General features: G+C 61.9%; 19 protein-coding genes. 14 read left to right on the top strand and 5 right to left on the bottom strand.

Annotated elements, in window-relative coordinates; translation table 11 throughout:
* Nucleotides 1–90 precede the first annotated feature (90 nt).
* Nucleotides 91–792 (top strand): TetR/AcrR family transcriptional regulator, encoded by a 702-nt coding sequence (locus HUK73_RS18455; RefSeq protein WP_176593352.1) that lies wholly within the window; start codon nt 91–93, stop codon nt 790–792.
* On the opposite strand, the gene HUK73_RS18450 is transcribed toward HUK73_RS18455, so the two are convergent.
* Nucleotides 709–3333, bottom strand: coding sequence for a TonB-dependent receptor domain-containing protein (locus tag HUK73_RS18450; RefSeq protein WP_176593351.1), 2625 nt, complete (start codon nt 3331–3333; stop codon nt 709–711). The genes HUK73_RS18455 and HUK73_RS18450 overlap by 84 nt on opposite strands.
* A 161-nt stretch (nt 3334–3494) precedes the next feature.
* Between HUK73_RS18450 and HUK73_RS18445 the strand changes: the two genes are divergently transcribed.
* The 11 genes from HUK73_RS18445 (at nt 3495) to HUK73_RS18395 (ending at nt 15748) form a co-directional block, all read left to right on the top strand.
* Nucleotides 3495–4433, top strand: a complete 939-nt coding sequence (locus HUK73_RS18445; RefSeq protein WP_176593350.1) for a FecR family protein — start codon at nt 3495–3497, stop codon at nt 4431–4433.
* 72 nt (nt 4434–4505) lie between these two features.
* Nucleotides 4506–6656, top strand: coding sequence for a PQQ-dependent dehydrogenase, methanol/ethanol family (locus tag HUK73_RS18440; RefSeq protein ID WP_255326425.1), 2151 nt, complete (start codon nt 4506–4508; stop codon nt 6654–6656).
* A 14-nt stretch (nt 6657–6670) separates the two neighbouring features.
* Complete coding sequence (locus HUK73_RS18435; RefSeq protein ID WP_176593349.1) at nt 6671–7423, top strand: SDR family NAD(P)-dependent oxidoreductase; 753 nt, start codon at nt 6671–6673, stop codon at nt 7421–7423.
* Between the two features lie 31 nt (nt 7424–7454).
* A complete protein-coding gene (locus HUK73_RS18430; RefSeq protein WP_176593348.1) occupies nt 7455–8393 on the top strand; it encodes an alpha/beta hydrolase in 939 nt (312 codons plus the stop codon).
* 11 nt (nt 8394–8404) lie between these two features.
* On the top strand, nt 8405–9385 hold the full coding sequence (locus HUK73_RS18425; protein WP_176593347.1) for an SDR family NAD(P)-dependent oxidoreductase: 981 nt from the start codon (nt 8405–8407) through the stop codon (nt 9383–9385).
* Entirely contained in the window at nt 9382–10641 is a 1260-nt protein-coding gene (locus tag HUK73_RS18420; protein ID WP_176593346.1) for an MFS transporter, read from the top strand. The genes HUK73_RS18425 and HUK73_RS18420 overlap by 4 nt, the downstream gene beginning before the upstream one ends.
* A gap of 70 nt (nt 10642–10711) precedes the next feature.
* Nucleotides 10712–11194, top strand: coding sequence for an RNA polymerase sigma factor (locus HUK73_RS18415; RefSeq protein ID WP_176593345.1), 483 nt, complete (start codon nt 10712–10714; stop codon nt 11192–11194).
* A gap of 34 nt (nt 11195–11228) precedes the next feature.
* Nucleotides 11229–12401 (top strand): acyl-CoA dehydrogenase family protein, encoded by a 1173-nt coding sequence (locus HUK73_RS18410; RefSeq protein WP_176593344.1) that lies wholly within the window; start codon nt 11229–11231, stop codon nt 12399–12401.
* Nucleotides 12402–12416: 15 nt separating this feature from the next.
* Complete coding sequence (locus HUK73_RS18405; RefSeq protein ID WP_176593343.1) at nt 12417–13496, top strand: acyl-CoA dehydrogenase family protein; 1080 nt, start codon at nt 12417–12419, stop codon at nt 13494–13496.
* A gap of 14 nt (nt 13497–13510) precedes the next feature.
* On the top strand, nt 13511–15010 hold the full coding sequence (locus HUK73_RS18400; RefSeq protein ID WP_176593342.1) for a class I adenylate-forming enzyme family protein: 1500 nt from the start codon (nt 13511–13513) through the stop codon (nt 15008–15010).
* 3 nt (nt 15011–15013) lie between these two features.
* Nucleotides 15014–15748 (top strand): SDR family NAD(P)-dependent oxidoreductase, encoded by a 735-nt coding sequence (locus tag HUK73_RS18395; protein ID WP_176593341.1) that lies wholly within the window; start codon nt 15014–15016, stop codon nt 15746–15748.
* Between the two features lie 13 nt (nt 15749–15761).
* On the opposite strand, the gene HUK73_RS18390 is transcribed toward HUK73_RS18395, so the two are convergent.
* Together HUK73_RS18390 and HUK73_RS18385 are read right to left on the bottom strand one after the other, a co-directional pair.
* A complete protein-coding gene (locus HUK73_RS18390) occupies nt 15762–16796 on the bottom strand; it encodes an NAD(P)-dependent alcohol dehydrogenase (protein WP_255326424.1) in 1035 nt (344 codons plus the stop codon).
* A complete protein-coding gene (locus HUK73_RS18385) occupies nt 16793–17089 on the bottom strand; it encodes a putative quinol monooxygenase (protein ID WP_176593340.1) in 297 nt (98 codons plus the stop codon). The genes HUK73_RS18390 and HUK73_RS18385 overlap by 4 nt, the downstream gene beginning before the upstream one ends.
* Nucleotides 17090–17364: 275 nt before the next feature.
* On the opposite strand from HUK73_RS18385, the gene HUK73_RS18380 reads away from it, so the two are divergent.
* Nucleotides 17365–19215 (top strand): amidohydrolase family protein, encoded by a 1851-nt coding sequence (locus tag HUK73_RS18380; protein WP_176593339.1) that lies wholly within the window; start codon nt 17365–17367, stop codon nt 19213–19215.
* A 374-nt stretch (nt 19216–19589) separates the two neighbouring features.
* Nucleotides 19590–21734 carry a TonB-dependent receptor gene (locus HUK73_RS18375; protein ID WP_176593338.1) on the top strand — a complete coding sequence of 715 codons (2145 nt, stop codon included), beginning with the start codon at nt 19590–19592 and terminating at the stop codon, nt 21732–21734.
* Between the two features lie 63 nt (nt 21735–21797).
* On the opposite strand, the gene HUK73_RS18370 is transcribed toward HUK73_RS18375, so the two are convergent.
* Both HUK73_RS18370 and HUK73_RS18365 read right to left on the bottom strand, forming a co-directional pair.
* Nucleotides 21798–24191, bottom strand: a complete 2394-nt coding sequence (locus HUK73_RS18370) for a TonB-dependent receptor (protein ID WP_176593337.1) — start codon at nt 24189–24191, stop codon at nt 21798–21800.
* Between the two features lie 71 nt (nt 24192–24262).
* Nucleotides 24263–25330 (bottom strand): zinc-binding dehydrogenase, encoded by a 1068-nt coding sequence (locus HUK73_RS18365; RefSeq protein ID WP_176593336.1) that lies wholly within the window; start codon nt 25328–25330, stop codon nt 24263–24265.
* Between the last annotated feature and the right edge of the window lie 54 nt (nt 25331–25384).

Genomic DNA, 25384 nt, shown 5'->3' with positions numbered 1-25384 from the left:
AGGTCCGTAAAGGGGCAGCCCGCATAACTGCGTGCATCGTGCCGCCTGATCCTCTATCAGGGCGGTTGCAGACGAAGAAAGGGAGTGGGGATGGCGCGGCCATCGAAGCCGTTAATATCGAGGGAAAATGCGGTGGAAGCGGCGCTGGCCGTGATCGACGAGCATGGTTTGTCCGGTTTTGGCCTTGCTGCGGTGGCGCAGCGGCTGGGGGTCAAGGCACCCTCCCTCTATCATCATTTCGCCAGCAAGGAGGATTTGCTGTCCGAAGTGTCGCTGGCGCTGTTGATCGAGGGTGAGCTGCCGCCGTTCGAGCCGGACCCCGACTGGATCGAGCAGATCGTGCGGATCAGCACGTCGAGCTGGCGTTCGGTGCTGCGGCATCCCAAGGCCGCGACCCTGCTACTGCAATATATGCCGACCTCGCTGCTGATGGGCGCCTATGAGCATTGGGCACATTATCTGGCGGTCAATGGCGTGCCTTCGCGTTTGCATATCGTCATTCTCGACGGCACCGACAAGCTGACCTTCGGGTCGGTCCTGTTCACAGCGCAGCGCTGGATCGAGGGATCGGGCGGCATGAAGGTCGCGAAGACGGAACGGCTGCCCTATCTGTCGGAGGCCAGTGCGGCCATGACGATGAACGATGAGGAGCAGTTCTCGCGCTCGATCCGCGACTATGTGCGGGGCGTGCTGGCGGGCGACAGCGAGTCAGGAACCGAAGCGCTTGGAAAGGCGCAGCAGGATGCGCCGGCCGGGGTTGATCAGCGCAAGCGTGTCCGACGGGCGCGCTGAGGCCGTGCCGGTGCCAGAGCCAGTGAACACCTGATCGAGCGAGCGGTAGAAGCTGTAGCGGTTGGTGATGTTGCGGGCGATGAACTGCACCGACACCCCTTGCCGATCATCGTTGTAGAGGATGCCGGCGTCGAGCATCGCGTAGGGAGACTGCCAGCTGTCGGGCTTGCTCGTGCTTTGCGCATAATAGCCGCTGGTGAAGCTCAGGTCGGCGGAGAAGGACAGGCGGCGTTCGGCCGCGACCGGGAGCGTGTAGACCGCGCCGCCCTGCATATTCCATAGCGGGGCGCGGGAGAGGGGGCGGCCCGTCAGGTCCTGTGCACTGAATGCGCCTGACGCGCGGGGCATGAGCGTGCAGCCCTGCGCGATCGACTGGCCCGCATAGCAGGGCGCGATGAAGCGGGCATAGCGCGCGTCATTATAGGCGATGGCGGCGTGCAGTTTCAGCGGACCGCCATCGGCATAATGGGCTTCCAGCTCTGCCCCGGCGATGCGGGCGCGGCCGGCATTGACGACGCTCTGGTCGGAGCCGGTGCCGTCGGCGCGGGGGATGGTCGCGGTGACCTGAAGCCCGTCGGAAATATAGCGATAGACAGCCGCCATCGCCTTGAGCCGTCCTTCCATCAGCGCCGCCTTGGCCCCGCCCTCAAAGCCGCGCATCACCTGCTGATCGTAGGAGCGGTCGGTTGCCGGATCGCCGGTGCCCGCATTGAATCCGCCCGACAGGAACCCCCGGCGATAGCCGCCATACACAGTGAGCCGGTCGTTGGGCCGCCAGCTGAGCGTCGCTTCGGGCGACAGGTCGGTCCAGCTCCGCGACGGACGTACAGTCGGGATCAGCATGCCGGAGGGACCGTAGTTGGCGATCCGCTTGCGTTCATAGGATAGGCGCAAGCCGCCCGACAGTTCGAGATGGGCGGGCAGGGCATAGGTCAACTGGCCAAAGCCCGACCAGGCATTGCCGGTCTGGTCGTGACTTTCCCGCCGCCCGAGTATCTTGGGTGAGCGGCCGTCATAAAGCGTGCTGGCGAGATGATGGAGCGCGGCATGCTGATAGAAGCCGCCGATCATGAAGTTGAGCGGCTCGGCAAAGTCGCTGCTGATCCGCGCTTCCTGCGTGAATTCGCGGGTTCGCAGGCGCTGATAACCGGCGGTGATGAATTGGGCGAAGGCAGGTTCGGCCAGCACGAAGGAAGCCGAATGTTCCGACAGCAGCGCATAATAGCCGCTGGTAAGAGTGAGCGAGAGCGCTGGGCCGAGGCGCTGATGCACGTCCAGGCTGACGAGAGTCTGGTCCTGATTGGCAAAGGGTTCGGGCGCGGTCAGAGGCTCGACCGCCTCGAACAGCGGGCCGGAATTGGAGCGCGTCAGGTGGCTGTTGGCGGTGCAGTCATCGGTTTGCGGCGCGAGCTGAGAAAAGCCGAGCGGGCAGGCGATGGTCTGCATCGCAGATTCGCTGCCCGCCATCCGCACGCCATTGCGACTGAGCTTGAGGCGTGCGGTGAGCGGCCCGCCATCATCATATTTGAACGTCAACCGCCCGCCCCACATGCGGTTATAGGGTAGCCGCCGCCGGTCGGGAGAGAAGATGCTGCCTTCAGGATAGTCATTGTGGAAATAGCCGCCAAGCTGCGATCCGAACAAGGCCAGACGCGCGCCGATGGTATCGGTGAGGGGACCAGAGACAGTGGCTTCGATCCGGTTTTCCCGGCCGACAAATTCACGTTCGGCGCTGATATTGGCCTCAAAATGCGAACCGGGATCGCGGGTGCGCACGACGATGATGCCCGCCGGGCTGTTCTTGCCGAAATAGAGCGCCTGTGGGCCTTTCAATATCTCGACCTGCGCGGTGTCGAATTCGGCGACGCGGCGGATATTGGCACGGGATACCTGCATGCCGTCGATGTTGAAGGAGACCGCTTGATCCGCGAGCGGATTGGCTTCACCCACGCCAATGCCGCGGATCAGGATGATGCCGCCCTGTGGGCTGGCACCGACTTCGGAGACGACCAGTTGCGGGACCATCTGGACGAGATCATCCATCCGTCTGTAACCGCGCCGCTCCAACTCCGCAGCGCCGAGGGTCGTGGCGGTCACGGGGGTTTGCAGCAAATATTCCTCGCGACGCCGGGCGACGACGATTAGTTCTTCCTCGGGCGGGGGAGGCGGCAAGGGTCTGGCGATGGGAGAGGGAAGTGCGGGTTGGGGAGCGTGGGTTTGTAGGGGCGGACGGCGGGCGGGCAACGGGCGGATCACGATCGCGCCGGACCGCTCGACCGAAACGCCGAGTGGCGCGCCTCTGATCATCATCCGCACCGCGTCGATGGCGTTGCGCGCGCCAGTCACTGGTCGGGCCTGCAAGCCGCTGACGGCGGCGGGCGAAAAGAGGATATTGGCGCCGGTCGCGCGCGCCAATACTTGCAGCGCATGGTCCATTGGCTGGGCGGCGATATGGATCGGCGTTTCCGGCGCACGCTGGGCATGAGCGGTCCCGGCCGTGACGACACAGCATGCCAGCAGCCATGTGCCGTCCTTCCCCACGCTTCTCCCTGTCTTTGTCTTTTGACTTATGGCGCTGATGCTAGGCTGACCGACGCGCTTCTGCCAACAGGATTTTTAAACGCTTGATGAGGGGAATTGCCTGTCCTGCGTCTCATCAGTAGAGACATTATACCGACAGCCCTAAGGATTCTGACCGTTTCATGATCACTCCTTCCGCCAGAGCAGAAGCGGCCGTTTGGCTGGCGCGTCTGCGGTCCGAGGAGCGGACGGTGGCGGAGGAGGAAGCGTTTCGGGTCTGGCTGGCGGCGGATACGGCCCATGCCGCGGCGTTCGAGGATCTGTCGGCCGCTTGGGATTCTGCCGGGGCCTATACCCCGCCCGCCGAACCCGCGCCGCTGCACAAGCCGCTGACGCGTCGGGTTGCCATCGGCACCGGGGCGGGGCTGGTGGCTGCTGCGGCCAGCTATATCGCCTATGTCGGCATGGCCGGATCAACCCGTTATGTGACGCAGACCGGCGAACGGCGGCAGCTCACGCTGGAGGATCGGTCGCAGGTGACGCTGGACAGCGACAGCAGCCTGGAGGTCGCCTTTTCCGGCAGCGTGCGCCGGCTGACGCTGGAGCGTGGTCGTGCCTATTTCGACGTGGCCCATGACAGGGCACGGCCCTTTGTCGCGACGGCGGGCGGGCATGAGGTGATCGCGCTCGGCACCGCGTTCGAGATCGACCATGCCTCTTCCGCGCTGTCCGTGATATTGGTGGAGGGCAAGGTGGCGGTGCGCTCGGGCCTTGACGAAGCCTTCATGCGCGCGGGCGACCGACTGGTCTATGAGGGCAGCGCCGCGCCGCGCCGCGACCGGCCCGATGTCGCGCGACTGGTGGCCTGGCAGCGCGGGCAGCTGATCTTCGACAATGACCGGCTGAGTGATGCCATGGCGCAGATGGGCCGTTATTCCAGCCGACCGATGGTCATCGCCGATCCTGCTCTGGGAAACCGGCGGGTGAGTGGCGCTTTTTCCATATCTGAACCGGCCGCCTTTGCGCGGTCGGTCGGCGTGTTGTTGGACGCCCCGGTGGCGGTGACGTCGGCGCAAATCGTGATCGGCAGCGGTGAAAAAGAATCTATTCCGATGAGGTAAACGCGCTCTGCTGCGTCAGACAGGAAGAGGCCGAATCATAGGCCCGGCTGACATGCGGGAGCAGGAATGAGGATGATGGGAGAGGCAGCGACGGCTATGGCTCGGACGGTGCGCGCCTGTGTGGCGCCTATGGCGCTCGGCCTGTTGGCCGCCTGTTCGGTGGGTGCGCGGCAGGATACTCAGCGGGAGCCGTCTTCCGCCGTCGACACAATGCTGGGCGATGAGGCGGATGGCGCCAACTGGCCACTTTATGGCCGGACCTTCAGCGCCAATCATTTCAGTCCATTGAAGCAGATCGATACCAGCAATATCGGGCAATTGGGGCTTGTCTGGTCCTATGATCTGCCCGACACCGGCAGTCTCTATACCTCGCCCATCGCCGTCGATGGCGTGCTTTATTTCGTGCAGGGCTATAGCATCCTTCACGCCATCGATGCGCGGACGGGCAAGCTGCTCTGGAAATATGATCCGCAGGTCTGGAAGGTCGCGGGCGTCAAGCAGCGCGCCGCATGGGGGAGCCGGGGCATCGCCTGGTATGACGGACGGATTTATGCGGGGACGATCGACGGGCGCTTGATCGCGGTCGACGCTAAAACCGGCAAGTTGGACTGGGAGACCCAGACCACGGAGGGACCGAATGACGGCCGCTATATCACCGGTGCGCCATGGGTGTTTCGCGGCAAGGTGATGATCGGCCATGGCGGGTCGGATTTCAATCCGGTGCGTGGTTATGTCTCGGCCTATGATGCGAAGACCGGCAAGCGGGCGTGGCGCTTCTATGTCGTGCCCGGCGATCCCAAAAAGGGCTTTGAGGATGAGGCGATGGCGATGGCCGCCAGGACCTGGACCGGGGAGTGGTGGAAAGTTGGCGGCGGCGGCGCTCCGTGGAACGCCATGGCCTATGATCCCAAATATCACCGCGTTTATATCGGCACCGGCAATGGCGGCCCGTGGAATGCGAAAGTGCGCAGTCCCGGCGGCGGTGATAATCTGTTCCTGTCCTCCATTGTCGCGCTGGATGCCGATACGGGCAAATATATCTGGCATTATCAGACCAATCCGGGAGAGACCTGGGACTATAATGCGGCGATGGATATCGAGCTGACGACGCTCACTATCGACGGAAAGCCGCGCGACGTCCTTCTCCATGCGCCCAAGAACGGCTTTTTCTATGTCATCGACCGGGCGACCGGAAAGCTGATCTCCGCCGAAAAGTTCGTGAAGGTGAACTGGGCGTCGCGGATCGACCTCAAGACTGGACGGCCGGTGGAAAATCCGGCGGCGCGCTATCCGGGGCCGGAAGGGGCGGTGGTCATGCCGGGGCCGATGGGCGGGCATAATGTGCAGCCCATGTCCTTCAGCCCTTTGACCGGCCTTACCTATATTCCGGCGCAGGATACCGCGAATTTCTACACCGACGCGGGGGTCGACCGGCAGCATTGGAAGCCGGTCATGGGCCGCATGGGCTATAATGTCGCGATCACTTTCGCCAAGCCGCCCAAACCCTTGCCCAAGCGCGAGACGTTCCTGCTCGCCTGGGACGCGGCGAAGCAGCGGGCGGCCTGGCGCGTGCCGCTGCCGGTCAATTCGGGCGGCGGGGTGATCAGCACCGGCGGCAACCTGTTGTTCGCGGGCAGTTCGGAGGGGCGGTTCATCGCCTATGATGCGCGCAGCGGCAAGACGCTCTGGTCCTTCGACGCGCAGGCGGGCATTTCTTCCGAGCCGATCACCTATACGGTCGGCGGGCAGCAATATGTGACGGTGCTGGCGGGCTATCGCGGCATTGTCGACGGATCGCCCTGGGACTATCGGACGCAGCGCCGCCGTGTGCTGACCTTCGCGATTGGCGGCAAGGCCGTGTTGCCGCCCGCGCCGGAGCCTCAGAAGAAGCAATTTGTCGACTATGCGGGCTTCGCGCTGGATGAGGCCAAGGCGGGGCAGGGGGAAAAGCTCTACGGAGCGTCGCGTTGCACCAGTTGCCATGGCGTGGCGTTGCAGGCCGGGGGCATGGCGCCGGACCTGCGCGAATCCGGCATAGCGGGGTCAGCGGAGGCTTTTGCGCAAGTGCTGCATGAGGGGCTGTTGCGGGAGCAGGGCATGCCGGCTTTCCCCGAACTGACGTCGCAAGAACTGGAGGCGCTGCGCCATTATATCGTCCGCACCACCCGCAAGGCGGCTTCGGGTGCTGACGAAGGGCCGCATGACGAGGAACTCAGGCACTAACAGGAGAGCGGAGCATGACCGATCTGACGGGCAAGGTGGCGCTGGTGACGGGCGGGGCGTCGGGCATCGGCCGGGCGTCCGCGCTGGCGTTGGCGCAGGCGGGAGCAGCCGTCGCCATCGCCGATCTCAGCCCCGAAAATGGCGAAGCCGTCGTCAAGGAGATTGAGGCGGCGGGCGGGCGGGCGATCTTCATCGCGACCGACGCCACCGACGAGGCGCAGGTCGCGCATATGGTGGAGCGCACCGTCGCAGAACTGGGTGACCTCAATATTGCATTCAATAATGTCGGGCGGGGTGAAGTCGGGGCGACCATTGTCACGACGACTTCGGAGAAATGGGACTGGATTTTGGCGACCAGCCTAAAATCCACCTGGCTGTCGATGAAATATGAGATTCCGGTCATGCAGCAGGCGGGTGGCGGCTGTATCGTCAATATGGCATCCACCGCCGGGATCAGTCCGCAGATCGCTGGCTCCCCCGCTTATTCGGCTGCGAAGGCGGGGGTGGTGCAACTGACCCGCTTTGCCGCCAAGGCGCATGCGGCCGACAATATCCGGGTCAACAGCGTGGCGCCGGGCCTCACCTCCACGCCGATGGTCGAAGCCTGGTTCACCGAAGAGATGAAATATGAGGTCTATAGCAAGGACCAGTTCACGCACCGGCTGACCCGGCCTGAGGAAGTCGCGGCGGCGGTCGTCTTCCTGGCTTCGCCGGGCGCGTCGATGATCACGGGCGTCAATATCCCGGTCTGCGGTGGGCTGCCCTGACCGAACAGCAAGTACAATAGGAGAGAGCATCATGTCTGAGGTCGATCCCGAACTGTTGCCATTGGTCGAGCGGATGCCGACCCGGCCGTTCGCCGTCGAGACGCTGGCCGAAGACCGGGAGACGATGCGCGCGCTCTGGGCCGCCTATGTCCGCCCGACCGATGACGGCGTGAAGCGGACGGAGCGTTTCATCCCCGGTCCCGATGGCGCGCTCCGCGTGGTGATCTTCGAACCGGAGGTCCGCGCGGGCGTGACGCCGGCGATGCTGTTCATTCATGGCGGCGGTTTTGTCGGCGGCACGGCCGACAATGGCGAACCGTTCAACCGCCGGATCGTCGCGGAACTGGGCATCGTCATCGTCTCGGTCGACTATCGGCTGGCGCCTGAAACGCGCTATCCGGGGGCGATCGAGGATTGCTATGCCGCGTTGCTCTGGATGGTTCGGGAGGCGGGAACGCTCGGCATCGATCCCCGGCGCATCGCGGTCGAGGGGGTGAGCGCAGGCGGCGCGTTGGCGGCGGCGCTGGCGTTGATGGTGCGGGACAGAGGCGAGGTGTCGCTGGCCTTCCAGTCGCTGATCTACCCGATGCTCGATGACCGCAGCGCGAAGGCGGCGCCGGATGGCGTGACGGGCAAGATCGGCTGGTTCTGGGAAAGCAACGCTTTCGGCTGGACCAGTCTGTTGGGCGCGGATGTTGTGGGTGGATCGGATGTTTCACCCTATGCCTCGCCCGCGCGGGCCACGGACCTTGCAGGACTGCCGCCGACTTATATCGGCGCGGCGGCGCTGGACATGCTGGTGTTCCAGAATCTCGACTATGCCAAGCGTCTGATCGCAGTTGGCGTTTCGACGCAGGTGGAAGTCTATCCCGGTGCCTTCCATGGCTTCGACGTCGGGACCAGCACCATCGCCGAAAATTTTAAGAAAAGCCGCCTCGCCGCGTTGAAGCGCGGCCTCGGGCTGGCGTGAAAGGACTATTCATGATCGACGAGAACAAACCCCTGGCCGGCAAGGTCGCGATCATCACCGGCGCGGGACAGCCGGTTTCGATCGGGCGCTCGCACGCCATGGCCTTTGCCCGCGCGGGGGCAAAGGTGGTGGTGAACGATAATGGATCGCCGCTCGATGGCGTCGGGACGGATGCCTCGCTGGCAGACATGGTAGTGCGGGAAATCCGCGACGCGGGCGGCGAGGCTGTCGCCAGCGTCGAAAGCGTGGCGACGACCGAGGGCGCCAATGCCATCGTCCAGACCGCGCTCGACGCCTTCGGCAAGGTCGACATATTGGTCAATAATGCGGGCAACCAACGCTTCGCCCGCATCTATGAAGCGACCGACGAGGATTTCGACAGTCTTGTCGCGGTGCATCTGAAGGGCACGTTCAACATGACCCGTGCCGTCTCGAAGCCGATGATGGCGCAGCGATACGGTGTGATCCTGAACACGGCCTCGACCGGAGGCCTCGGTTTTTACGGCAATTCCATCTATGCGGCGGTCAAGGAAGGGACAGTCGGTTTCACCCGTTCCGTCGCCCGCGATCTCGGGCCACATGGCATCCGTTGCAACGCCATCCGCCCCGGCGCGGTGTCGCGCATGCGAGCCGATCCCAAGGCGTCGGAAATGGCGAATGAGGCGGAACTGGTCCATGGCTTTCCGACCGCCTGGAACCAGTTCATCGTCCGCGACATGGTGACGAGCACGAACGAAGCGCCGGAAACCGACCTCAATCCCGATCATATCGCCAATTTCGTGCTGTGGCTCTGTTCGGACGCGGCGGCGAACGTCAACGGCCTCACCTTTCGCGTCGCGGGGGGCGAGATCGGTCTGATGACCGACCCGGAAGTGAGCCGGTCGGTGTTCCGCGCGGGCGGCTGGGATTTCAAGGCGCTCAACCAACCGCAGGTGCGCAATTATCTGATCGGCGGTCTCGTCAATCGCTTTGCGGGCAAGGGCGGACAATGAAGATGGACATGCAGGCGCTGACGCCGGGTGGCATGACCATCGGGGAGGAATTCCGCCGGTCGTGGAAGCCGATGGTCGCGGTGGTCCTCGGTATCTGCTTCGGCAGCGTGCCGGCCTATTCGCTGGGCGCCTTCATCCAGCCTTTGACTCAGGAGTTCGGCTGGTCCGTGACGCAGATCACCGGCTGGATGCTGTGCTGGAGCCTTGGCGCGATCTGCTCGGCGCCGATCGCAGGCTATCTCGCCGATCGGGTCGGGGCGAAGGGCGTGGCGCTGGTTTCGCTCTTCGTGCTGGCGGGGATATTAGCGGCGACGGGCTTTGCCGTGGAGACGCTCGCGCAATATTATCTGAGCGGCTTTGCCATTGGCGCGATTGTTTCGGGCACCAGCGCTATCACCTATGGCCGAATCGTGAGCAGCCTGTTCTCGAGGGGGCTGGGAACTGCGCTTGGCATCATGTCGACCGGCATCGGAGCAAGTGCGATCATCGGGCCACGGTTGATGCAAGGGATCATCGACGCCTATGACTGGCGCACGGCGCTGTTTGTGGAGGCCGCCTTTCCGCTCATCATCCTGCCCCTGCTGGGCCTGTGGCTGCGCGAAGGGCATAGCGACCAGATGATCGCAAATCGCGCGCCCAAGGGAGAGGGATTCACGCTTGGCACGGCCCTTCGCATGCCCGTTTTCTGGATCATGTCGCTTGGCGCGTTGCTCTACGGCATTTGCGTTGGTGGCGTGTCGGTCAATCTGATGCCTTTCCTTGCGACGGAGGGGATCAGCCGCGCGGAAGCAGCTTCAGCGGTGGGATTGTTCGGCTTTGCGACAGTGACGGGGCGCTTTCTGACCGGGATAATCATCGATCGCGTTCATATCCATGCCTCTGTGCTGATGTCGATCGTGCTCGCCGCTGAGGCTCTGTCCTTCGTCCTGCTTGCTTATGGCGGTGGCGGGGTGGCGCTGCTGATTGCCTTGCCGATATTCGGTTTCGCGGTCGGGGCGGAGGCGGATTGCCTCGCCTATTGCACGGTGCGGATTTTCGGCCGGCGCTATTATGGCAGCATCTTTGGCATATTGGGCATCGTCATGCTCTATATCGGGACCGGGATCGGGCCTGTGCTTTTCAGTCTCTCGCAGGAAAAGCTTGGCGGCTACGGCATGGCTTTCAATATCTGGACGGGATTGGCGCTGTTGGCGGTCCCGCTCTTTCTTTGGGTGGCACGGGTGCCCTTTTTTGCCGGAGCGGACGAAGGCTATTGAGGCCAAAACTTATGCTTGCAGTATAATATGTAGTTGATTACTTAAATCTCTGGAGAGGCGAGAATCAACTATGACCTACGCGCCACAAGACCAATCGGCATGGCAACGCCTTTCGCGACGGGTAGGGCGCTGGACGCGCCGTCCCGCCATGGCGGAAGATCTGCTGCAGACGGCCTTCGTGCGGATGCTCAGCTATCAGGAACCAGTTGCCAATCCCGACAATTTTCTGATGCGGGTCGCGGGCAATGTCGCGATCGACCAGGACCGGCGAGAGCGCACGCGCCGCGCTGAGCCCCTATCCGTCGACCTGCATGAGATGCTGCGCAGCGACGATCCCCTGCCCGATGAGGCATTGGACGCGCGGCGGCGGCTGGAAGCGGTCACGGCGGCGCTCGACAGCCTGCCGGAGCGGACGCGTCGGATATTCCTGATGCATCGGCTCGACGGTTACAAATATCGCGAGATTGCTGAACTGGAAGCGATCAGCATCAGCGCAGTGGAAAAACATATCGCCAAGGCTGCCTTGTTCATTGGCGGCTGGCGCGATGCATAAATCTCGGCCTTTCGGGTCAGGGGAGGAATAGAGTTTGAGTGATTTTCGTCAGCTCGCGCGGGACTGGATTGCCGCGAACCTGCCGGCATCGATCCGCATCGCCATGCCCGAGGAGGAAATCCCCTGGGGCGGGCGCAAACCGACCTATCCCAATCCCGATACGAAGGCGTGGCTGGATGCGATGATCGCACAGGGCTGGACCGCGCCAACCTGGCCATCGGCTTATGGCGGCGCGGGGCTGGACGCGGCGCAGGCGATGATCTTGCAGGAGGAATTGCAGCGCGCGGGCGCGCGGCCGGCGCTTTTTTCCTTCGGGCTGTGGATGCTGGGGCCGGTGCTGCTGGAATATGGCACAGACGAGCAGAAGGCGCGCTTCCTTCCTTCCATAGTGCGGGCCGAAACCCGCTGGTGTCAGGGCTATTCGGAGCCGGGCGCCGGGTCCGATCTGGCCTCGCTGCGCACAAGGGCGGAGGACAAGGGCGACCATTGGCTGGTCAATGGGCAGAAAATCTGGACCAGCTATGCCGACAAGGCCGACTGGATTTTCGCTCTGGTGCGTACCGATATGGACGCGCCCAAGCATCTGGGCATTTCCTTTCTGTTGATCGACCTCCAGACGCCGGGCGTTTCGGTGCGGCCGATTGAGCTGATCTCCGGCTCTTCACCTTTCTGCGAGACCTTCTTCGACGATGTGAAGGTGCCCAAGGAGAATATGGTCGGTCCGCTCAATGGCGGCTGGACCATCGCCAAGAAGCTGCTGCAATATGAGCGGCAGAATGTGTCGGCGGTGGGCTTTGGCGGCGACCGCAGCGTGCGGATCGAGGATCTGGCGAAGCGTGCGGTTGGCGAGGTCGACGGGCGGATCGCTGACGGCGCGCTGCGGGCGCGGATCGCGCGGCATAATTTGTATGAGCGGGCCGTGGATGTCACCACGCGCCGGACGCAGATCGCTGCCGATAGCGGCGATGTTGGGGTGCTCACCTCGGTCGTCAAATATGCGTCGGCCAAGGCCCATCAGGCGCGGGGGGAACTGGCCGTCGAACTGCTGGGGCTGGATGGCCTGGGCTGGTCCGGCGACAATTTCGATGCCGGTGATCTCAATGAAACACGCAAATGGCTGCGGTCCAAGGGAAATTCGATCGAAGGCGGGACGTCGGAGATCAATCTCAACGTGATTTCCAAGCGCGTGCTTGGCCTGCCCGACTGATCCGAGGTTCCATTCATGACCGTTTCTGCTGAAGACCTTCAGATGCTTGCCGACACCGCTCGGGAGTGGGTGAGCGACAATGCGCCTGCGCGCGCCGGATTGGGGCGAGATCCGGCGCTTGGGGCCAGTCAGTGGCGCGGCGTCGCCGAAATGGGCTGGGCCGGGGCGGCCGTGCCGGAGGAAACGGGCGGCGCGGGTTTCGGCTTTGTCGGCCTTGGCGCACTGCTGGGCGAGATCGGGCGCGAGATTGCGGATATTCCCTTGCTCGCGAGCGGCATTGCTGCGTCGCTGGTGGCGCGTTTCGGGTCCGATGTGGCGCGCTACGAGACGCTACCGGGCCTGCTCAGCGGTGAGACGCAGGCTGCTCTGGCGATTGGGGAGGGCGCGCACCATGGCGGCGCTCTGTCGACGACGGCGACGCGGACGACGGGGGGCTGGGTGCTGAACGGCCGCAAAAGCTGGGTGCAGGGCGCGGCCAGCGCCGCTGTGCTGCTGGTCGCGGCGCAGGGTGACACGCCGATGCTGTTCCTGGTCGATGCGCAGGCGGTTCGTCATGAGGCGATTGACAGCGTCGACGGCCGTGCCTTCGCTCATGTGATCCTCGACAATGTCGCCGTGACCGATGATGCTCTGCTGGCGGGCGGCGGCGATACAGTGGCGCGTGCGGTTGATCTGGCCCGGATCGGCCTTGCCGCAGAAATGGTCGGCGCCTGTGAGCGCGCGATCGAAATCACAGTGGACTATCTCAAGACCCGCGAGCAGTTCGGCCGCAAGATCGGCTCTTTTCAGGCCTTGCAGCATCGCGCTGCGCAGATGCTGGTCGATCTGGAACTGGCGCGGTCTAGCGTGCAGGCGGCGCTGGCCGCTGCGGATGAAGATCGGCCCGATCTGGAGGAGTTGGCGATCCTCGCCAAATATATGGCGGGGGAGGCGATCCATCTCGCCAGTAGCGAGATGGTGCAGCTCCATGGCGGCATCGGCATGACCTCAGAGCATGTCGCGGGCAATTATATCAAATGGGCGCGGGTGAGCGAGGCACTGCTGGGCGGCAATGCTTTCCTTGGCGAACGCTACGCCACGATCAAAGGCTATTGACCGGGGAAAGAGCGATGACGTCGACAATCGATCAGAGCTTGCGTTGGTGGGCGGACAAGATTCCCGGTAACCGCGCGATCGTGGTCGGGGCAGATGTCACCACCTATGGCGAGTTCGAGCAGTGGACCGCGCGGATAGCCATGGATTTGCGGGCGCGGGGGCTGAAAGCCGGCGATCGGGTGCCGATCTTCGCGCCGAATTCGATGCTCTGGTGCGCCGCCGCGCTCGGCGTTATCCGCGCGGGCGGAACGCTGGTGCCGCTCAACTATCGCTATACTCAGGAGGAGGCGATATCGGTCGCCGCCGACTGCACGCCGACGATGATCTATGTCGGGGGCGACAAGGCGGGGATGCTGGCGGGGCGGGGCTATACGCTGCTGCCGATTGAAGACGTCGCCGCGCTGCGGCAGGGCGAGCCGGTCGATTTTGTGGGCGATCATGATCCTGATGCCGTGACCGTCATCGGCTATACCAGCGGCTCGACCGCACGGCCCAAGGGGGTGATGCTGACCCATCGCACCATGCTTGGCTATGCGCTGGAGGCGGTGATCAACTATCCCGAGCATCAGATGGGCGCGACGGCGATCAACGTCGCGCCGCTCTATACCAGCGCGGGCACGGTCCAACTGGTCGAGTTTCTGAACCTTGGTATGACCGACTTCATCGAGGCGGATTTCGATGCCGAGCGGGCGCTGCGCCTGCTGATCGAGGAGAAGGTGCAGATTTTTGGCGGCGTGCCGACTTTCTGGGAGCGGATCGCCGCCTGTCCCGGTTTCGCCGAGGCTGACCTGTCGCATATCAAATGGGCGGCGGTGGGCGGAGCACGGGTGCCGCTGGCGTTGCTGGAGACATGGCGGAGCAAGGGCGTGATCCTGCGCCAGCTCTACGGCTTGACCGAAGCGGGCGGTAATTCATCGGTCATGCCCGCGTCGGAAGCTGTCGAACATCCCGAACAATGTGGCCGGGGCGGCATCTTCACCAAGCATCGCATCGTCGACGAAAATGGCGAGGATGTGCCTGTCGGTACGCCGGGTGAAATCATCCTGCGCGGTCCGGGCGTGATGATCGGCTATTGGAACAATCCAGAGGCGACGAAGGACGCGTTCTTCGGTGACTGGCTTCGCAGCGGCGACATCGGCGTCATGGATGCGAAGGGCAATATGCAGCTTGTCGACCGTCTCAAGGACATCATCATCTCAGGCGGCCTCAATATCTGGCCGCTCGATATTGAGGCTGTAATTAATGAGATTGACGGCGTGGACGAAGTCGCAGTGATCGGTGCGTTCGACGAGAAATTCGGTGAGACGCCGATGGCCATCGTCCATGCCCGCCACCCCATTGCCGCGTCAGAGATTGTCGACCACTGCAACACACGCCTCGCAAACTATAAAGTGCCTCGTTATGTCGTGGTGCAGCAGGAACCGTTGCCGCGTTTGGCCACGGGCAAGATTTCCAAGCGTGACCTCAAGCAGCGCTACAAGGACGCGCATCTCACATTAGAGAAAGTGCGTTAAATCATGCGGTTGGCGGGCAAGGCCATTCTTTTGTCGGGTGGCACGCGCGGCATGGGCGAGGCGATGGTACGCGGGATCGTCGCCCATGGCGGTCAGGTCGTGTTCGGCGGGCGGGATCGCGAAGCGGGTGAGGCGATCGAAGCGGACCTCGGCGGGCAGGGCATCTATGTCCCGCTGGATGTGCGGCAGGAAAGCGACTGGGCGCGGGCGGTCGAGACGGCGACCACGCGCTTTGGCAAGCTGAGCGGCCTCGTCAACAATGCGGGCTTCGGGAAAAGCCGCCGCATCGAGGCTGTGGAGATGGCCGATATCGAGGAGATTATCGGCATCAACCAGATCGGCGTCTTGCTGGGCATGAAATATGCGATCCCGGCCATGCGGGACAATGGCGCCGGTTCGATCGTCAATATCGGCTCAGCAGCCAGCCTACGCGCCCATGCCGGTGTCTCCATCTACAGCGGCGCCAAGGCTGCGGTCGTCGGCATGAGCCTGTCCGCGGCGGCGGAACTGGCGCCGCAGGGCATCCGCGTCAATGTCGTCCATCCCGGCTATTTCGACACACGCCTGCTCGATGAATCCTCGCGCGGCATGGGGCGGACGATCGGTGTGGAGCGCACGCCTCTGGGCCGCGTTGCCGAACCGCAGGAGATCGTCGGAACGATCGTCTATCTGCTGTCGGACGAAAGCGGTTTTGTCACTGGCGCGCAGATCACGGTGGATGGCGGCCTCACCATGTGAGGCACGCCTATCCTCAACCTTGTCCTTCTGCCAGATCGACCACGATCTTGCCGAAATGCGCGCCACTGGCCTGATAGGCGAAGGCTTCGGCCAGTTCTTCGAGCGGAAAGCTGCGGTCGATGACCGGCCGGATGCCATTGGCTTCAATCGCCCGGATCATCGCGCGCTGATGGGCGCGGCCGCCGACGGTGATGCCGTGCAGGCGGATATTCCGGCCCATGATTTCGGCGGTCGGGATTTCTCCCACGACCCCGGCCAGCACGCCGATTAGTGAGATATGGCCGCCAATGCGGGTGGCCCGGATCGATTGCGTCAGCGTGCCCGCGCCGCCGATCTCGACGACCACATCCGCCCCATGCCCGTCGGTCGCCTCGATCACCGCGCGGCTCCATTCCGGGGTGTCGCGATAGTTGACCAGCGCATCGGCGCCCAGCGCCCGCAACTTCTCCAGCTTGACGTCGGATGAAGAAGTGGCCAGCACGCGCGCGCCTGCTGCCTTGGCAAATTGCAGCGCGAAGAGCGAGACGCCGCCTGTCCCCTGCGTCACGACCCAGTCGCCCGGCTTGACCCGCGCCTCCTCCATCAGTGCTCGCCATGCGGTGAGCGCTGCGCAGGGCAGGGTAGCTGACTCGGCACTGGACCAACCGGCGGGAGCAGCGGTGAACCAGTGCGCTGGAGCGGTCACATAATCGCGTGCAAAGCCCTGACCCCGATCGCCGGGAACGACTGTGGTGTAAGCTGGGTGAATGTCGCCATCCGCCCAATTTGGGAAGAAGACGCTGACGACCTGATCACCGACAGCAAAGCCCATTACGCCCTCACCGACTGCCTCGACGATGCCGGCGCCGTCCGACATGGGCGAAATGCCGTCCCGCGGCCCGAGGCGCCCGGTCACAACCGCATAATCATGGAAATTGAGCGAGGAGGCCTCGATCCGGACCAGGATTTCGCTCGGTCCCGGCGGATTGGATGCTTCCTGCGTCAATGCAAAGGGGCCGATGCCCTTGATGGCACCGAGGCGTAACACACGGCCGAACGCGCTCATCATTTGCCTCCCAATGCTGTCAGGAACTGGACTTCGGTGGGGCCGGTGAGCAGGCGCTTGAAGGTGCTGCGCTGCGATTCCGTCGCCGGATTGTTGATGTGAAAATCGAAAGCCTCGCGCGATGCATAGACTTCGAACAGGCGATAGACCCCGTCTTGCTTGCCTACGCGATAATAATCGAAGCGAAGCGTGTCGGGCTCCGTTTCCCGCAGAAAGGGCATCAGCGCATCAAGTGTCGCCTCAAATTCCGGGGCATCCTCGGGACGCACCGTCATTGTCACCAGGATCGTCACCATGCCTTCTGTCTCTCCGATTCTTTCTTATTTAATTAATCAAATATGATTGACATACGCCCGGCCATTGCCGTGCGCAATAAGGGCTTTGTCGCCGCCGCAAAGAGTGGGTTCCAGCCGAAGGAGAGGCGCCAAAGGCCTGCTTTTCAGCCATTTTTGGGCGAGATGATGAACTGGTGCGGCAAGGGTCCCTTCACCCGCTCAAAGCCGCTTGACCTGCCTGGTTGAATCAATCTAATGTGAATAGGATAAAGCGCCCTCAAGGAAGGGCGGCAAGGATGAGGGTAGAAGCCGTGAGCTATGATATTCTCCTGAAAAACGGCACCATCGTTGACGGCACAGGCGCCAGGCCCTTTGTCGGCGATATCGCGATCAAGAACGGAAAGATTGTCGCCATCGGCCCCAATATCGGTGCGCAGGCGGATGAAGTGATCGACGCCAGCGGCAAATATGTAACGCCCGGCTTCGTTGATCCCCACACCCATTATGACGGCCAGGTGACATGGGATCGTGACCTGATGCCGACCTCCGGCCATGGTGTCACCACCATCGTCATCGGCTCCTGCGGCATCGGCTTTGCGCCGGTACGCAAGGGTACGGAGGACTGGCTGATCACCCTGACCGAAGGGGTCGAGGATATTCCCGGCACGGCCCTCAATGTCGGCATTCCCTGGGGTTGGGAGAGCTTTCCCGACTATCTCGATGCGCTGAGCCGCAACAGCTATACGCTCGATATCGCCGCGCATGTACCGCACAGCTCGGTGCGCGCCTATGTGCTGGGCAAGCGCGCCGAAACGGATGAAGCTGCGACTGAGGCGGATCTCCAGCAAATGGCCGCTATCGTTTCCGAAGGGATTGCGGCGGGCGCCGTGGGTTTCGCTACGTCCCGCGTTACCATGCATCGCGGATCGGATGGCGGTGTGCTGCCGGGCACCAACGCGGCCGAGCAGGAACTGCTGGTTCTCGCAGAGGCCATGCGCGACGCGGGAGGTGGCGTGTTGCAGATCATTCCGTCGGGCATCACCGGCGGCGTCGAGGGTGAGGAAGGCGAGCAAACTATGGCCGGCATCGGCCATCTGCGCGACAAGCACAGCCTGTCGACCGAAATCCAGATGATGCGACGACTGCATCAGGCCACCGGCCAGCCGGTGACTTTCACCTTCGCTGAAGGGATTGCGCTGGGCGATGCCGAATATGAAAAGGCGCGCGGGATCATCGCTGACATCAAAGGTGCGGGCGAGCGCATTCATCCGCAATTCTCGCCCCGTCCGGTGGGCGGGCTGATCTCGCTCGACAGCTATCATCCCTTCACCGCGCGGCCGAGCTATGTCGCGATCACCGGTTTTTCGGTCGAGGAACGGGCGAGGAAAATGGCCGATCCGGCGGTCAAGGCCGCTATCCTGTCCGAAGCCGATATCGATCCCGGCAGCGACGATCCCTTCAAGCATATCAATGAGACATTGCAGCGCTCTATGGCTGCGGTCTACAGTCTGGAAGCGCTCGATTATGAGCCCGATCTGTCGCAATCCATGGCGGCGATCGGCGCGGCGGAAGGGCGCGGCGCGCTGGATGTCTGTTATGACAGGTTGATCGCGCAGGATGGCAAGGCGATCCTGATCTGGTTCTCCACCGGCTATGTCGATGGCGATCTGCGCAAGAAGGAACAATGTCTCACCGATCCGCAATATCTGATGGGCCTTGGCGATGGCGGCGCGCATGTGCAGTTCATTTGCGACGCCAGTTTCCCAACCTTCCTGTTGACCCATTGGGGTCGCGACCGGAAGCGGGGGCAAACCTATCCGATCGAGATGCTGGTGCGAAAAATCAGCAAGGATCCAGCTGATCTTTACGGTCTCACCGATCGCGGTGTCCTTGCGCCCGGTAAGCGAGCCGATATCAACGTCATCGACTATGATCGGCTGGCCATCGGGCGACCCGAACTGGTGCAGGATCTGCCCGCCGAGGCCAAGCGTTTCATCCAGGCGGCGACCGGCTATGACCTTACCATGGTCAATGGCGTGATCACCCGGCGGCAGGATCAGGCGACCGGCGCCTATCCCGGCAAGCTGGTCCGCCGTCGTCATAATGCCAAGATTGCCAATGACCACGAGGGTGCGCTGGTCACCTGACCGGCAGCCCTCGGCTATGACCTGATTTCATCAAGGGCATGGTCCCGCATCTGTTCGGAGCTGACCCTCTTCCGTGGTGGTAATGCTGTGGAAGAAATTCATCAATATTGGCTGACGTTCCGGCCATATAATTGGCTTACCGGAACCTGAAAGTCTCAAATACAACAATGTCGTGCAGCGTTATGTGCGCTGTTCGCGTCATTGCGTGGCGTAATCAATTCATATCTTGATATTTAATTGTGCTGATATTTCTAATCGGTTCTTGATTGAGTCTGTGAGTATAATTAACTAACCGATAAATTATATAAGTGATCAATCCAGGGAGAGTGAAGATGATTTACGACTTCGCTACTAGGCGTTCGGCCTTTCGCCAATTGACAGCTGTTTCCCTTATCGCGCTCAGTTGCGCCATTGTGGCGCCGGGCTGGGCACAAACCACGCCGGATCAGGCGGCCGCACCATCGTCGGACGACATTGTCGTCACCGCGCAGCGCCGCGAGGAGCGATTGACCGACGTTCCGATCGCGATCGCCGCCGTTACCAGCAACCAGTTGGCGGGGGCGGGCGTCACAGCCACCCAGCAACTGGGGCAAGTGGTTCCGGGCTTGCGGCTCGACCTGTCGGGTGGTTTCTCGCAGCCTACTTTGCGCGGCGTCGGCAGTTCCGTGGCGGGCGCGGGCCTGAATGCCTCGGTCGCAACCTATGTCGATGGCTTCTATCGGCCGAGCCAGTTGTCGAACAATTTCGATATTGCCGATGTCGAATCCATTCAGGTGTTGAAGGGGCCGCAGGGCACATTGTTCGGCAAGAATGCAACGGGTGGCGCCATTTTGGTGACGACGCTGGAACCGACCTTTGAACCGTCGATGAATGTCAAGATCAGCTATGGGCGCTTCAACGAACTGCGTACCTCAGCCGTCGTCTCGACGGGGATCACTGATACGCTGGCGGTCGGTTTTTCCGCCCAGCGCCGTCGTACTGATGGCTTCCAGTATAATCTGTACGCTGGCAGGAATGCCGACACGGCAGATAACTGGAACGTCCGCGCCAAGCTGCTGTTCAAGCCGACCGATGCTTTGTCCTTTCTGCTGACCTATGAGCATACCAGGATCAACGACAATTCGTCGGCGACATACAGCGCCTATCGGGGCTATTCGATGGCCAATGATCCCGCGCTGATTGAAACGCTGCTGCCCGGCACGCCGCAGCCAGTCGTCATCCCTCAGGTGCGGGGTACAGTGAACCTCAACGCGCCACTGGCGTTCAAGGTCAACGCCGATGGCATCACGCTGCGCACGCGGCTGGATCTGGGCAGCGCGACGCTGACTTCCTATACCGGCTATCGTGACGAGAGCGTTTTCATCTCGCAGGATTATGACGCGACAAACCTGACGCTGTTCCACGGTGTATTCGACCCACAGGAAAAAACTTTCACCCAGGAATTGAACCTGGCATCGAACGGCAGTGGACCGTTGCAATATGTCGCGGGTCTTTATTATTACCACGACAATTCCCGCTACCCCAGCTATCTCGCGACATTCAACGGTGGTGCGCCCCTTAACGTTTTCGACGCAGCCAACTATTCGGAATCCTATGCGGCGTTTCTCGACGGCACCTATAGTTTCAACGATAAATTGTTCCTGACGCTGGGTGGCCGATACAGCATCGACAAGATCAGGGACCGGTTCGCTGCTTTCCCGCCTTCGGCTTTTGACGGCGCCAGTACGACATTCCGCGCCTTCACCCCGCGGGCGGTGCTGCGTTATGCCATCGATAACAATATGAGCGTCTATGCTTCGGCCAGTCGCGGCAACAAGTCGGGCGTGTTCAACGCAACGGGATTCAGCAAGGACCCGGTCAAACCCGAAAAGATCGATGCATTCGAAGTCGGTTTCAAGACATCAAGGCCCGGATTCCGGTTCGAAACATCGGCGTTCCTGTATAATTTCCGCAATCTTCAGGTGAATCGTTTCACCAATACGGCTTCGATACTGGTGAATGCCGCAAAGGCGCGAATCTACGGCGCGGACGTCCAGTTGTCGGTCAAGCTGGCCGAGCCGCTGCGGATCGAGCTGGGTGGCGCCTATACCCATGCGCGCTATCTGGAATTCCCCGAAGCGCCGACCTATCTCGGCACAGGCTTCCCCGGCGATCCGATCCGGACTGCCAGCGTCGATGCGGGTGGCTTCCAGATGACCCGCGCGCCCGATTGGACCGGCAACGCGGCGATTACGTACGAAACCAAGCTCGCGGATGGGAAATTCCTCGCGACCGCCAGCTATTACCGCACATCGCGCTTCTTCTTCGATGCCGGGCATCAGACTGAGCAGAAGGGCTATGGCCTGATGGCGGCGCGGGTGAACTGGACGACGCCTGATGGTCACTACACCATCGGCGTTTATGGCGAGAACCTGACCGATACCAAATATCTGGCGCAGGTGCTTCAGGAACCGCAGGCCATACTCCAGCAATATGGCACGCCGCGAACCTATGGCGTCGCGTTCGAAATGAAGTTCTGATCAACCAGCGAAGGACAGAAATGAAAAGGCGCGCCGTCCCAAGGGGATGGCGCGCCTTTTCTGTCAAAAGCGGTAGGAAAGTTGGAGATGCACTTCCCGACCACGCTCGACAATGGCGTTGAGGTCGCCCGGTGCGCCGACGGCCGTGCCCGTGCCCGATCCCTGACGCGGCATGTCGTTGGCCGATGTCACGACCAGTTCATTGGTCAGGTTGCGGCCGATCAGCGCCACTTCCCAGCCCGCACTGACGCTGGATAGGCGCACGCCCGCGTCATAACGGGTGAAGCCGCGCTGGACAGCATCGGGGCGCAGAGCGTCGGAGAAATTATATTTTGAAGTATATTGCGCGCCCCAGTTGAAGCCGAGCCGCAGATCGTCGGACAACGGATAATCATAGTTGATGCCGAACTGGAAAGAAAAGCGCGGTGCCTTGGGTGGCGTGCGGCCTTCCAGGTCCTGCTTCTGATAGGCTGTTCCCGCCGCGTTCAGCACCTGATTGCAGCCCGCGGAAATGGTCTGTCCCGTGTAGCAGGTTCCCAGGAAGTCATGATATTGCGCGTTGTTATAGGCCGCAGCCGTGCGCAACTGGAGGCCCGGCGCGTTGGGAACATCCAGCATGGCTTCCGCTTCGATACCCTTGATCCGAAGCGTGCCGACATTCTGTACTTCCTGCGCCTGCGTCACCGCGTTGAAGACCTGCACTTGCAGATCGTCATAGTCATAATAATAGCCGGTCAGGTTGAAGCTCAGCATATTGGCGATGCGGGTTCGCAGGCCGACCTCGCCGCCCTTGGCCTTTTCGGAAGCAAAGTCGCCGGAGTCGGCCGTCGTCGTCGGCGTCACCGATATGCTGGTATTGAACCCGCCCGTCTTGAAGCCCTGCTTATAGGCCGCGTAAAGCGTCACATCCTGATTGGGTTTCCAGGTCAACGTGGCCTGAGGCGAGACATTGTCGTCGCGGAAACGGTGCGGAATATATTTGACCGCGAACAGATTAAGCCGGGTCGGATGGACGTAAATCTGGTTCACATAGGAATCGCGCTTCTGTTTCGAGTAGCGCGCGCCGCCCGCCAGTTCCAGTTCAGGCGCGATCTTCCATGTCAGTTCCGCGAAGGCCGACCAGGTTTCGTCGGTAAAGCCGTTGCGCAGGCGGAAAGTGTCATAACGGCCGGTCGCCGGATCGACGGGATCAGCGAAAACCAGTGAGTCGAAGTTGAAGTTAAGCTTGCCCTTGGCGTAATAGGCGCCCAATGTTGCATTGAAGGGACCGTCAAATGAGGTCAGCGCGCGAAGTTCCTGGCTGAACTGCCGGAATTTGATCTCCTGCCCGGAATAGATACCGAGTGTTGCGCCGCTGAAGCTGTTCGCGTCATGTTGTTTATAGGCATAATAGCCGGTGATCGACGTCAGGGTAACGGTGTCCAACGTCTTGTCGAGGCGCAGCGAAAGAACGCCTGACTTGTGATCGTCATAGGTTTCCCCGTCCTTGCGCTGGTAACTCATGGTGCTGGCGATCGGTAATGGAATGTTGGCTGTCGAAATCTCGCCGTTGATCCGGCAGTCGGCATAGGGATCGGCAACACCAAGGGTGAGTTGCGGAACGCTTCGTCCCGCACCGCAGCGGCGTTCGTAGAAGACGCCGGAATCCTTCATATGCGTGCCTGACGCCTTGAGCGTAGCGACGAAATCGTCCGCGTCATATTTCAGTGTCAGGCGGCCTGACAGGGCGCTGCCGTAGGGAACGCGGTCGGACGCAGGTTGGCGGAAGAAGCCGTTGGTCGTGTTGGCCTGCGCCACATTCTTGAAATAGCCGTCCATTTTCGATGCGCGCATGGCGAAACGGACGCCGAACCTGTCCGAAAGCGGGCTGGAAATCATCGCCTCGGCATAGCGTTCGTCGGCGACGAATTCATAGCCCGCCTTGACCATGGCTTCGAAGCTTTTGCCCGGATCGGCGGTGGTCATCGACACAACGCCGCCAGTGCTGTTCTTACCGAAGAACAGTGCCTGCGGACCTTTCAGGACTTCGACCTGTTTCAGATCATATTGGGTATTGATGATTTCACGCCCACGGGTCATGGCGATGCCATCGAGATTGAGAGCTACCGACTGATCGAAGCCGGAACTCAGCGAGGAAGACCCGACGCCGCGCAGGAAGATGCTGGCACCCGATCCCGATACCTGGCGGCCCACGACCATCAACGGCACCATTTTCGAAATGCCTTGAACGTCAGAAATAGCCTGTTTTTGTAGGGTGTTACCGCTGAGCGCGGTGACCGCCAACGGTGCATCCTGCAGGCGTTCTGCGCGCAGGCGTCCGGTGACGATGATTTCTTCGATCGTGGGTTCCTGCCCGGCCGGAGCGGCCTGCTGTGCCCATGCTTGCTGGCTGGCGGCAAGCGCCAGCAGTGCCGCGGTGCCTTGCAGCACCGCACACCGGTTGTACCGATTACGCATTATCCTCTCCCCTGTTGTGCTTGTTGAATAATGGCCTTTCTTTTATGATGACGTTCGCCGTGCCGCTTTCCTCAACGCCTGGGATCGACCAGCACTTTGGCGGCGCGCGGCTGGGTAAGCAGTTCTTCGAAAGTCGCAGGCACCTCGTCCAAACCGATGATGCGGCTGATCATGGGTGTGACGTCCAGTTCGCCCTCGCAGACGCGGTGCATGGTCTGACGGAACTCGTCGGCCGAATAGGCGATGACGAATTTCAGTTCCAGTTCCTTGTTGATCGCCATGGATGGCTCGATCTGATCGGGCGCCATACACACGCCGGCGATGATGATCTGCGCGCCTCTGGGGGCGGCGTCGATCAGCGCGTTCAACATGCCGGGCACGCCGACGCATTCGAACAGGATTGCGCGCTTTGTCTGGGTCTGCACGCGTGGATAGACGGTCGGGCCATAGGGCACGCCGGTCGCGATCCAGTGTCCGTGCGGATCGTGCTCCGCCGGATTGACGATGACGTCCGCGCCCAGTCTTTCCGCAATGGCACGCCGCTCGGCCACGAAGTCGGAGGCGATGACGGGCCCTAAGCCGCGTGCTTTCAGCTCCGCAATGATGGCAAGCCCGATCGGCCCGCAACCGATCACCATATAGGCGCTGTCGCCATGGTCGGCCTTGTTCACGGCATGGACAGCGACCGCCATCGGCTCGACCAGCGCCGCCTGTTCGCTGGGGCAGCCATTGGTGACCGGCAGCAGCATGCTTTCGGTCAGCACCATATATTCGGCATAGCCCCCCGGATAGCGGTTGGAAAAGCCGACGCCTTCTGCGCCCTTGTCATCGAAATTGACCGCGAAGGCACCGACGAGGGCACCTTCCTTCAATGTTTTTTCCGTATTCGGCCCGAACTCCACAATCTCGGCACAGAATTCATGGCCCAGCACCACATCCTTGTTCGGATCGATGCGGCCCGTCAGCAGGCCTGCGCGGCGGCCATAGTCGATAAAGGGTTCGAAATGGTGGACGGCATGAAGATCGGACCCGCAAATGCCGCAATGCAAGGTGCGCACCCGGACCTGCCCGTTCTGCAAGGGGGGGAGCTCATAATCGTCAACGATGATGGCTGGGCCACGACGAATGGCTGCGCGCATGCGCCCTCTCCCTCTTGTTTATTCGGTCGATGTCTTTATGAGTTCACATTAATC

The sequence above is a fragment of the Sphingobium sp. EM0848 genome, from assembly GCF_013375555.1.
GTDB lineage: Bacteria > Pseudomonadota > Alphaproteobacteria > Sphingomonadales > Sphingomonadaceae > Sphingobium.
Note: the sequence above shows the minus strand (reverse complement) of the source record. Positions and strands in the feature narration are given on the sequence as shown.

Bases quoted from the DNA above. Each gene is read 5' to 3' on its own strand.
- HUK73_RS18455 (WP_176593352.1), top strand. From the start codon at position 91: ATGGCGCGGCCATCGAAGCCGTTAATATCGAGGGAAAATGCGGTGGAA.
- HUK73_RS18445 (WP_176593350.1), top strand. From the start codon at position 3,495: ATGATCACTCCTTCCGCCAGAGCAGAAGCGGCCGTTTGGCTGGCGCGT.
- HUK73_RS18440 (WP_255326425.1), top strand. From the start codon at position 4,506: ATGATGGGAGAGGCAGCGACGGCTATGGCTCGGACGGTGCGCGCCTGT.
- HUK73_RS18435 (WP_176593349.1), top strand. From the start codon at position 6,671: ATGACCGATCTGACGGGCAAGGTGGCGCTGGTGACGGGCGGGGCGTCG.
- HUK73_RS18430 (WP_176593348.1), top strand. From the start codon at position 7,455: ATGTCTGAGGTCGATCCCGAACTGTTGCCATTGGTCGAGCGGATGCCG.
- HUK73_RS18425 (WP_176593347.1), top strand. From the start codon at position 8,405: ATGATCGACGAGAACAAACCCCTGGCCGGCAAGGTCGCGATCATCACC.
- HUK73_RS18420 (WP_176593346.1), top strand. From the start codon at position 9,382: ATGAAGATGGACATGCAGGCGCTGACGCCGGGTGGCATGACCATCGGG.
- HUK73_RS18415 (WP_176593345.1), top strand. From the start codon at position 10,712: ATGACCTACGCGCCACAAGACCAATCGGCATGGCAACGCCTTTCGCGA.
- HUK73_RS18405 (WP_176593343.1), top strand. From the start codon at position 12,417: ATGACCGTTTCTGCTGAAGACCTTCAGATGCTTGCCGACACCGCTCGG.
- HUK73_RS18400 (WP_176593342.1), top strand. From the start codon at position 13,511: ATGACGTCGACAATCGATCAGAGCTTGCGTTGGTGGGCGGACAAGATT.
- HUK73_RS18395 (WP_176593341.1), top strand. From the start codon at position 15,014: ATGCGGTTGGCGGGCAAGGCCATTCTTTTGTCGGGTGGCACGCGCGGC.
- HUK73_RS18390 (WP_255326424.1), bottom strand. From the start codon at position 16,796: ATGATGAGCGCGTTCGGCCGTGTGTTACGCCTCGGTGCCATCAAGGGC.
- HUK73_RS18385 (WP_176593340.1), bottom strand. From the start codon at position 17,089: ATGGTGACGATCCTGGTGACAATGACGGTGCGTCCCGAGGATGCCCCG.
- HUK73_RS18380 (WP_176593339.1), top strand. From the start codon at position 17,365: ATGAGGGTAGAAGCCGTGAGCTATGATATTCTCCTGAAAAACGGCACC.
- HUK73_RS18370 (WP_176593337.1), bottom strand. From the start codon at position 24,191: ATGCGTAATCGGTACAACCGGTGTGCGGTGCTGCAAGGCACCGCGGCA.
- HUK73_RS18365 (WP_176593336.1), bottom strand. From the start codon at position 25,330: ATGCGCGCAGCCATTCGTCGTGGCCCAGCCATCATCGTTGACGATTAT.